Origin of the sequence: Bacillus haikouensis (assembly GCF_013179555.1) — a bacterium.
Taxonomy (GTDB): domain Bacteria; phylum Bacillota; class Bacilli; order Bacillales; family Bacillaceae_B; genus Rossellomorea; species Rossellomorea haikouensis_A.
This window is the reverse complement of sequence record NZ_JABMCR010000372.1, coordinates 1-3,306: the sequence shown is the minus strand read 5'-3', so window position 1 is coordinate 3,306 and position 3,306 is coordinate 1. Positions and strand designations below refer to the sequence as shown.

3 protein-coding genes and 1 pseudogene are annotated in these 3,306 nt (G+C 42.3%); all 4 read right to left on the bottom strand.

Annotation, left to right across the window (positions count from 1 at the left end):
• A pseudogene (locus tag HP456_RS21700) lies at positions 1-366 on the bottom strand (hypothetical protein); the annotation flags it as partial.
• A 374-nt stretch (positions 367-740) separates the two neighbouring features.
• Positions 741-1,709 carry an ROK family glucokinase gene (locus tag HP456_RS21695; RefSeq protein ID WP_172254980.1) on the bottom strand — a complete coding sequence of 323 codons (969 nt, stop codon included), beginning with the start codon at positions 1,707-1,709 and terminating at the stop codon, positions 741-743.
• A gap of 11 nt (positions 1,710-1,720) precedes the next feature.
• Complete coding sequence (locus HP456_RS21690) at positions 1,721-1,927, bottom strand: YqgQ family protein (protein WP_172254971.1); 207 nt, start codon at positions 1,925-1,927, stop codon at positions 1,721-1,723.
• Between the two features lie 281 nt (positions 1,928-2,208).
• On the bottom strand, positions 2,209-3,306 hold a 1,098-nt coding region (locus HP456_RS21685; protein ID WP_172254969.1), incomplete at its 5' end, for a spore germination protein.

Here is a 3,306-nt window from a genome sequence, read left to right as displayed (position 1 = left end):
TTTCCATCCTATAATTGCACTGGCACTGCTGCCCAAATCGGAGAAGTTGCTTGTTTGGAACAGCACAGGCAGGGTCAGGAAATCATCGAAAAATCGATAGAAAACAACATTTCCGTAAAGGATAAAAGACAGAATGAAACTTGTGATGATAATATAACGGGTGCGGGACTTATCTTTCTTCATTAATAATCCGATTCCGAAAATAAATAATAGGAAGCTCAACGGATTCATGAAGAGGATAATTTCCTGAATCGTGTTTTCTATTTTTATATCAAAACTAGTTTTATAGACAATGTACGTTTTAATCCAAAGGAGCAGTGATGCAATGATGATCAAAGGAACCTTCGGGATCTTATTTATGTTCATTTTGTTACCTCCTTGCTACTTACGCTGGTCCTTCGTATGTAACATATAATGTCAAATTTACCCTGGGAAAATAAGGGATTTTTAAAATAGAACCATTAATTATCTTAATACTTTTTTTACAATACGTCAAATTCAAATTCATACAACTAGTATAAAATGATATTTTACACCTTATTCCCTTACCCATACTATTAGACGTTTAAAACAGATAAAAGTTTCATTCAGACCATTTTTCTTTAAAATGAACCTTATGACCCATAAACGATATTGATAGATTAGACCGCCTTATATGTCAAGTTGCCCGTAAATGTTATTAAAGGTCTCTTTCAAATTAAAATGAGCCCCCTTGAAAGGGAGCTCATTATCTATGCCAATCAAATTTTATTTTTAACAAGCCATGCTGCACCAATTACACCAGCGTCATTGCCAAGGGTGGCAATACTAAGTTGGGTTGATGTCCTGACTGTAGGGAAAGAAAATTGTTCAAAGTAGTTTAATACAGGTTCCAGCAAAATCTCACCGGCCTTGGAGACCCCTCCGCCGAGTACGATTTTTTCAGGATTCAATACATTGCCTAAATTAGCTAATGCCATCCCAAGATAAAAAGCAAGTTGGTCGACAATACTTTGAGCAAGTTCATCGTTTTTTCCGGCCGCATCAAATACGTCTTTGGCACTGATTACCTTATACTCGTTCCACCTATCCCTCAATGCTGATGGAAGAGCCGTTGAATCCAGCTTTTCTTTTGCCAGGCGAACGACACCCGTAGCAGATGCAACGGTCTCCAGGCAGCCTGTCTTTCCGCAATTACACTGAAATCCGCCCTCTGCCACAACTGTGATATGACCGATTTCCCCGCCGGCACCCCTGACACCGTGGACGATGTCTCCATTCGTAATGACTCCTCCACCCACGCCTGTTCCAAGAGTTACACAGACAATGTCTTTGGCACCATCACCAGCACCCTTCCACATTTCACCAAGCGCTGCACAATTTGCATCATTGTCAATTACAGCCGGCAAACCGGTTTCCACTTCCAGAAGATCCTTTAGCGGTGTGTTTTTATCCCATCCAAGGTTTACCGCTTCATATATGATACCTTTTGACATGTCAACCGGACCCGGCGCTCCCATTCCGATCCCCATCAGTTTTTCTTTTGTCTGATCAAGTTCTACAAGCTTTCGATCGATCGCTTTGGCTATATCAACAATTATGTTCTTGCCATTGTCGGATTTATCGGTGGGGATTTCCCATTTATGTAATAATTCTCCGTATTTACTTAAGAATGCGATTTTGGTTGTAGTGCCTCCCAAGTCGACGCCAACCAGCCATTTTTCTGTCATAGAATCACCTCTTAATTCTCTTGTCTTTCTTTTTCAAATGCGATTTCCTGCCTTAGCAATAACAAAGCTGTCTGGAAATCCCTCATTTCAATCAACTGGGATTTATACAGTTCTTTCAACTCGTCTTCCATCAGCTGCAGGTCAGAAAGACGATGGCCAACATATATGATGGTTCCGTATGTTTTAAGAAACTGCTGGATATCAAAAATCGTTTTCATACTTACACCTGCTTTCTTTCTTCACACTAAAGTATAAGATAAATTCGGGATGTTCACAATTCTTTCTTCAAAAAATAGGTATTCTCTGAAGTTTGCTATTTGAGGTTGCCCGTTTCTTTCGCTGCAGGCACTTGCTTTCCGCTTCAATCCACTCTGAGTTATTAATTGAGAAAAACAACAATTTTTATCAGACACCCTAATGAAAATGAAGAGTCATGCATCAAAAAAATGACGTCCAGGGAGTTTTAATCTCCTTGGACGTCTTCAAATCTATACATTTCCTAGCGATCTGGGTCTTTAGGATGCAGAAAGCGCGGTCTTCTATTTTTGAGAGGCATAGGGGAACGGAGGAATACATCCCTGAATGCCCTGAAATTAAATGGAATGAACGGCCACATATATGGTATGTCAAACGACTTCATTCTGGAAAGTGCGATTAACCAGGCCATGACTCCAATAACAAATCCATATACCCCGAACAAGGAAGTTGCCGTGAGCAGAAAGATCCGCACCAGCCGGTTTGCCAGGCTCAACTCATAACTTGGGGTTGCAAACGTACCGATTGCCGCAATTGCCAAGTACAAAATCACTTCATTAATGAACAGTCCTACTTCTACAGCCACCTGACCAATCATTAAAGCTGCCACCAGCCCTAACGCAGTGGCCAGCGAGGATGGTGTATGGATTGCAGCCATCCTTAATATATCAATCCCTATCTCGATCAGGAGGAATTGCAGGAATAATGGAACTTCCCCTGTATCATTAGGGCCAACATAGCTCATTTGTTCCGGCAGCAGCTCAGGCTGTATGGCAAATAAATAGTAGAGCGGAAGTAAAAAAATCGAACTCCAGATTGCGATAAACCTGACAAATCGCAAATAAGCCCCGACTGTCGGTTTGTTTCGGTATTCCTCGGCATGCTGCAAATGATGCCAGAAAGTTGTAGGTGTGATTAATACACTGGGTGAGCCATCCACCATGATGATGACGTGCCCTTCATAAAGGTGCGCTGCCGCTGTATCCGGCCTTTCAGTGTACCGGACCATGGGATAAGGGTTCCAATGTCTGCCTGAAATGAATTCCTCCAATGTTTTTTCTCCCATCGGCAGACCGTCGGTATCGATCTTGGAAATTGAGTCCCTGATTTTCTTGACCAGTTCCGGATCTGCTATATCTTCCAGATAAGATATTACGACGTCTGTTTTCGATCTTCTTCCAACCTGCAGGTATTCCATGCGGAGCGACGGATCCCGCACCCTTCTTCTGGTAAGGGCGGTATTGAATACAATCGTTTCTACATATCCGTCCCTCGACCCCCGTACAACACGCTCGATATCGGGTTCCTGTGGCCCCCTCACTGGATAAGTCCTTGCATCTAT

Excerpts from the sequence above, each read along its gene's own strand:
- HP456_RS21695 (WP_172254980.1), bottom strand. The coding sequence starts at position 1,709 with ATGACAGAAAAATGGCTGGTTGGCGTCGACTTGGGAGGCACTACAACC.
- HP456_RS21690 (WP_172254971.1), bottom strand. The coding sequence starts at position 1,927 with ATGAAAACGATTTTTGATATCCAGCAGTTTCTTAAAACATACGGAACC.